6 protein-coding genes and 1 pseudogene are annotated in these 6278 nt (G+C 48.1%); all 7 read right to left on the bottom strand.

From position 1 onward, the window contains the following. Window positions 1–218: 218 nt before the first annotated feature. On the bottom strand, window positions 219–515 hold the full coding sequence (locus Q0R35_RS15815) for a DUF1816 domain-containing protein (RefSeq protein ID WP_295620455.1): 297 nt from the start codon (window positions 513–515) through the stop codon (window positions 219–221). 93 nt (window positions 516–608) lie between these two features. Further along, complete coding sequence (gene rlmB, locus Q0R35_RS15810) at window positions 609–2114, bottom strand: 23S rRNA (guanosine(2251)-2'-O)-methyltransferase RlmB (RefSeq protein ID WP_295620452.1); 1506 nt, start codon at window positions 2112–2114, stop codon at window positions 609–611. Window positions 2115–2129: 15 nt separating this feature from the next. Further along, window positions 2130–2513 carry a ribonuclease III domain-containing protein gene (locus Q0R35_RS15805; RefSeq protein ID WP_366944917.1) on the bottom strand — a complete coding sequence of 128 codons (384 nt, stop codon included), beginning with the start codon at window positions 2511–2513 and terminating at the stop codon, window positions 2130–2132. A 336-nt stretch (window positions 2514–2849) separates the two neighbouring features. Continuing rightward, window positions 2850–3200 carry an STAS domain-containing protein gene (locus Q0R35_RS15800; protein ID WP_295620445.1) on the bottom strand — a complete coding sequence of 117 codons (351 nt, stop codon included), beginning with the start codon at window positions 3198–3200 and terminating at the stop codon, window positions 2850–2852. Window positions 3201–3503: 303 nt separating this feature from the next. Then, entirely contained in the window at window positions 3504–4661 is a 1158-nt protein-coding gene (gene carA / locus Q0R35_RS15795; protein ID WP_295620442.1) for a glutamine-hydrolyzing carbamoyl-phosphate synthase small subunit, read from the bottom strand. Between the two features lie 68 nt (window positions 4662–4729). After that, the gene (locus tag Q0R35_RS15790; protein ID WP_295620439.1) at window positions 4730–5566 is read right to left on the bottom strand and encodes an LssY C-terminal domain-containing protein; all 837 of its coding nucleotides are present in this window, start codon (window positions 5564–5566) and stop codon (window positions 4730–4732) included. Between the two features lie 43 nt (window positions 5567–5609). Then, a pseudogene (locus Q0R35_RS15785) lies at window positions 5610–6278 on the bottom strand (ribonuclease inhibitor); the annotation flags it as partial.

Raw genomic sequence — 6278 nt, 5'->3', positions numbered from 1 at the left:
GATCCGCGTTGGCATCAACTCGTTGAAGGAACTGCAACTACAGCGGAATTAGTGACGGTGAGATACGTTGGCTATCGACAGGCTGACAAAGCGATCTTTCGGGCGAAAGTTAGTCGGGGAGATGGGAGTAAGGAGTAAGGAGTAAGAAGTAGGGTAAAAAAACAGCGCGGACAGATGCTCGTAGATTGAGAAGCTGTCCGCGTTGTGAGAGAGCGATTTTAGCCGAATTGACCGCTCATGGAAGTTTTCTCGATCGACTGATAACTACCTGCGGTGGATTCTTCATAGTCGATGGTCATCTGAGCAGGTTTGCAGCGTTTGATTGCTACCTGAATACCTTGGGCGGATTCACTCTCTAAGTCCTCAATATAACCAGCCTTGGCTTCATCAGCTTCTACTGCCGTGCCAAACGGTCCAAAATAATAGGTGCAGTGAGGTCGTTCGGTGGTGACTTCGACCCACCATGCTTGTCCCATCAGATGGAGCGCACTGCTCCAGATATCTTGAATTTTCATTGGTTTAGATTCCGCAGATTCAAAGGAGGTGTATAAGTTGATGGACGTGAGCAATATTAAGGGTTAGATCTTAAATAATCCCAAAATACTCGCTTAACGCTCAGATAGTCGTAACATATTTGACAAACGCTGGCGGGATATCTCGTATAGACACATCGAGGCGGCATTAGCAGCATTCAGACTGGGCGTTTTACCAGTTAGAGGAATCGAAACTAAGTGGTCGCAACCTTTTTGAGTGAGCAAGCTGAGTCCATCACCTTCAGAACCAATAGCTAAAACAATCGGACGACGATCGCTAAAATCGACGGTATAGATGGCTTGTTCGGCATCAGCAGTGGTGCCATAAATCCAAAAGCCAGCATCTTTGAGTTGTCCGAGTGCGCGGCTGAGATTGACGACACGAGCAACGGGAAGATGCTCTAAAGCTCCGGCGGCAACTTTTAAGACGGTAGAGGTAATCCCGACGGCGCGCCGCTGGGGAATGACTACACCTTGCGCTCCCAAGGCTTCGGCACTGCGGACGATCGATCCCAGATTTTGAGGATCGGTAATGCCATCGGCGACGACGATAATGGGCGAGTCGGAAGCAGCTAGGGCGCGGGTAATTAGTTCTTCGATTTCTAGGTAATCGTGGGGTGCGACTTGCGCGACGATCCCCTGATGATTGCCACCGCTTGCCATATAGCTCAGGCGTTGGGCATCTACTTCATCAACGACGGTACCATTAGCTTTGGCTTGGTCGATGAGGGTAAAAAAGGCGGGGTGGTGGCGAAGTTTGGACAATACCCAGATCCGATTGATTTGGCGTTCGTTTTCGATCGCGGTAAAGACCGAATGTTTGCCGTATAAGTAATCGGTAACTTCTTCTTCGGCGATTTCTGGTGCGGGGGGATCTTGCCAGCCGCCGCGATTATTGCGACTGTATGCGGGGCGATCCGATCGATCCGATTTGCCTGCATAATCGTTGCGGTTGCTGCTAAAGCGACGATCTCCGGTGGGGGGACGATCTTCACGACGGCGATCTCCAAAACTTGAGGAGCGATTCTCATTACGATCGGCTCCACCACCGTCGCGACGGCGATCGCCAAAACTAGAGGATCGATCGTCGCGATTGAAGTTAGGACGATCTTGCCGATCGCCACGTCCGCGATCGGAACCATTCCCACCCCAACTATCGCCATCATCTCTGCGGGGCTTGTAAGCGTCTTCACGGGGCTTAAAACTGCTCGATTGACTCGGACGAGGTACGCCCCAATCTTTGCGTTCCTCGCGAGATTTATCGGGGCGGTCGAATTTATTACCAGGCTTAGGACGGTCGAAACTCGATCCACCTTCAGCATCGCGCGGACGATAGCTGCGATCGCGATCGAAGTTATTTGCGCCATCAGTTTTGCGCGGACGACGATCGCGATTGCCTGAGTCGCCATCTTCGCGGCGACGGGGTGCGTCTCCCGCTGGGCGATATTTGTCAGAGCTGACGGATCTACCTTCAGAATTGCGGCTGGGGCGAAAATCGCGATCCCCACTGCTGCCACCATCACGATTTCCCTGGCGTGGGGAAGGTTTACCGCCACCAGAGCGACGAGGTTTAGATATCATATATATTCATAAAAATTATGTGGCTGGAGTCGAATCGAACTGGAGCAAGGCAAATAACTCCGCGAGCCGAGGGGGATTGGTAATGTAAAGATAACCGATTAAAGTCTCAAAACTGGTAGCTTGCTGATAAACTTCGGGATCGAGGCGACGAGGGCGACCATTTGCTGCATTTCGACCGCGCCGGATCGCATCCAATTCGATCTCACTCAGATGAGGTAATAGTCGTTGCAAATGACTAGACTGCGCTTCAGCACGAACTTGGGCGACAACTTGCTGATGATAGGCATGAGACCGCTTGGGCGGATACAAAAACTGCGTGCGAACGTAAAGTTCGTACACTGCATCTCCCAAATATGCGAGAGCTGATGGGGACAGTTGTGACACGCGATCGGGGTGGATAGCTAAATTATTTAGCTGTTGCCAGCTTTGTGGTAGCTCTGTTTCACCCACGACAATATCTAAATCTAAAATAGCTAGAAAATTTTGACCTCAACCTACCAATTTTATCAAAATTTATCGAAACTAGTTAAAATGCCAACAATTTGACATTAAACTTAGCAGCCAGTCCAATAACGCGACTTGCTGCGGTTTTGTCAGTCGATCGCGGTCAATTCATGAGTTAAGGTGGAGGTAATCGGCACGAATCTACAAAAAATTTCGACCGCACACCATCAACCTTAACGCTCACGATCGACTCGTGCCATGAAGATCTGAGTAATTTTCGATCCGCAATGGTTACTTTGCTCCAGGCTCGATTCGTGCCAAGGCTGCATCGACAGATGTTTGCAGCGATAGAAACTGCTCTAGTCTTACGAGTTTGACTGTTTGGGTCACCCGCGCATTTGTGACTATTTGTACCGTTCCTTCAACACCTTGAGCTTTTTTGACTAGTTGGACTAGCGCACCGAGTCCAGAACTATCGACAAAATCGATTTTAGATAGGTCTAAAATCAGGTTTCCGGGGCCTTCTTCAATACACTTATCCATCACCTTCCTGAATGTCGGCTCCGAAAAAGCGTCTAATAATCCAGTCAGGCGGAATAGTTGGTAATGGTCTTTGACTTCGCGAGTGCCTCGGAGACTCACGGTTAGAGATAGTGGTTCAGCGATAATAGCCTCCTTACAGTTTTACTTGAATAAATAATCCATTGCCGATCGCGATCGAATGATAACGCTGCTTCTGGATCTTTCCCAATTTCTAGTCATCTTGTCAACTTTCTTTAGAGAGAGATGGGAGATGGGAGCGCGGAGATGGGAGTGCGGAGATGGGAGATGGGAGCGGGGAGCGGGGGGACGGGGGCACTGGGAAATAAATCCAAAATCCTCTTTACTCCTTACTTCTTACTCCAACATCCCATCTCCAACCTCCCATCTCCAACCTCCCATCTCCTACCTCCCACCTCCCATCTCCAACCTCTCGCGCATTTGCTTGACAAACTTACCAAATAGGTAGTCGGCATCGTGAGGGCCGGGACTGGCTTCTGGGTGGTATTGAACGGAGAAACAGGGGAGAGTTTTATGCTGTAGACCTGCGATCGTCCGATCGTTTAAGTTGAGATGGGTGATTTCGATATCTGCACTTAAAGATTCAGCCGCGATCGCAAATCCATGATTTTGACTGGTAATTTCTACCGTTTGGGTGAGTCCCGCTGGTTGGTTGAGTCCGCGATGTCCAAATTTGAGTTTGAAGGTTTCCGCACCCAAAGATAGACCGAGGATTTGATGACCCATACAGATGCCGAAAATCGGCTTGTTAGCGGCTAATAATTCCTTAGTGGTCGCTATCCCTCCCGTGACGGCGGCGGGGTCGCCTGGGCCATTTGAGAGGAAGATCCCGTCAGGATTGTGCTTGAGAATTTCGGCGGCTGACGTATCGGCGGGAACGACAATTACCCGACAACCGTGACTCGCCAGCCGTTTGAGGATATTCCGTTTTACACCAAAATCTAAGGCGACAACGGTTAGGGGTGCGCTGTTATTATCGGTCGATTCTGGCTTAAATTCCCACATTGGTTCGCTCGGTTGCGACCATTCGTAAGTGGTTGAAGTTGTCACATTATCGACTAAGTTCAATCCAGCCATCCTCGGTGCCGATTTCACAAGATTGAGCAATTCTACTGGGTCGAGAACTTCTGTGGAAATTGCCCCATTCATGGCTCCAGCCGATCGCAATTTGCGAGTCAGCGCACGGGTATCAATCCCATAAATGCCTGGAATATCGTGATGTTCGAGATATTTTGGGAGCGAAGCTGTCGATCTCCAGTTACTAGGACGATAGCAGACATTCCGGGCAATCGCCCCCCGAACTTGTGGAGCTGCCGATTCATCGTCATCGGGATTGACCCCGGTATTACCTAGTTCTGGATAGGTAAATACGACAATTTGACCGCTATAGCTAGGATCGGTGAGTACTTCTTGATAACCAGTCATCCCCGTATTGAAGACAACTTCGCCAATGGTCGTACCCATTGCGCCAAATGACCAACCAGGGTAGGTTGTGCCATCTGCTAAGACCAATAATGCTGGCAAAACCGCAGAAACGGACATAGTATTTACAAACAGATTATTATGGCGGAGCTATTATATCACCCCTGCGCTAATTATCGCGGTTCGACCTAATGTAATATACTTCTGAGCCATTGCCAGAGATGATGTTTGGCTTGAATTGCTGGCGGATTGGGTGCTTGAATTGGGGCGTTATCCAGCGGCGAATTGTTTGTCGAAAGTAACGCGATCGTCATTTCTCCATCGGTAAAATAGCGATCGCCACCACCATTGTATTCCTGCAAAGTAGCTCCGACACCAGTAACTTGATAAACACTAACCACTTGTTTGACTTTTACCAAGCTCTCAATTGTTGCATTTCTTTCCGCATCGATATCCGCAGCAATATGATGGGTAATTTTGCCAGTCAGATGACTGAAACCACTACTGCGATCGAATGTCGCCGAACCGATCCATAATGGTCTATTACTTTTAGTGTCGGGATCTGGCGATTGCCAAAACCGAACGTGATGGCGTTGATTTGCACTACTCCCCGCTGGTTGCTCGAAGGCGAGATCTTGCTGGCGATTGAAAAAATATAAATTACTCACAGGTGCTGTCGGATATGCACGTTTGAGCAACACACTCCCCGCAATGCCAATACTAGTCTTAATTGTAATCGAATCTGCCGGATACCAGCCCGCTAATAACATTGCTCGAACTACTTCCTGACGCGTTCCCACCACCCCGATATTGACTGGATCTCCCGGAATACCCTCGCTGGTATGGGTAACTTTAGGTGAATTTGCGAGTTTGGGATTGTGCTCGTAGTGTCGCCAAATAGCTGGCAAAATTGCATACGCGCAAATACCATACGTCAAAACTACACCACCCGAAATCGTGAGGATCGGTTTAATCCACCGACGGCGGCGGGCAACATTTTTATTTTTACCAAAAAATCGGCTCACATCTTTAAAATTCGCAGATCGTACTCACTCGGATTGCCCGATTTTAGCGATAAATACTCCGAATTGATGAAATATTTGCATTTCTCAACAATTGTTTAGGGGAATCGACCGATCGATTACGATCGAGAATATGAGTAATACTTGGATTCAATTTACCACTAACGATTAAATTAGATAGTGTCAGATTAGTAGTTAAACTATCGGTTAATAAAGATTGCGATCGATCGTCTAGTTCAGTCTTCGATATGTTCAGATGAGAGAGAGTTTGATTTGTGGCTAAATAGCTAGCGATCGCAGCTACGCCGCTTGCGTTAATTGAATTAGGCATCGCACCCAAAACTTTAGTAGATGGACTATAACCCAAATCTAATCGAGCTAAACTAGGCATACGTTCGATCGCCGACACGAGCAGTTCGCAACCGCGATCGGTAATACCATTACTAGCTAATCCTAATTCGGTTAGAGTACTATTAGTTGCTAAAGCATCGGCTAATATTTCGACACCGCGATTGCCCAAATGATTGACATTTAGTAAAAGTGCCTCGATCGACGAATTAGATTTTAATAAATCTGCCAGCAGATAAGCATCATCAGCATCGAGATCGTTACCACCTAAATACAACCGTTTGACCGTGCGATTTGTGGTAATTAAAACATCGACGATCGCTTTTAGTCCCACTTTACCAATGCGAGTATGGACTAAATCGAGAAT

It is taken from the genome of Chamaesiphon sp. GL140_3_metabinner_50 (genome assembly GCF_025361915.1).
GTDB lineage: Bacteria > Cyanobacteriota > Cyanobacteriia > Cyanobacteriales > Chamaesiphonaceae > Chamaesiphon.
Note: the sequence above shows the minus strand (reverse complement) of the source record. Positions and strands in the feature narration are given on the sequence as shown.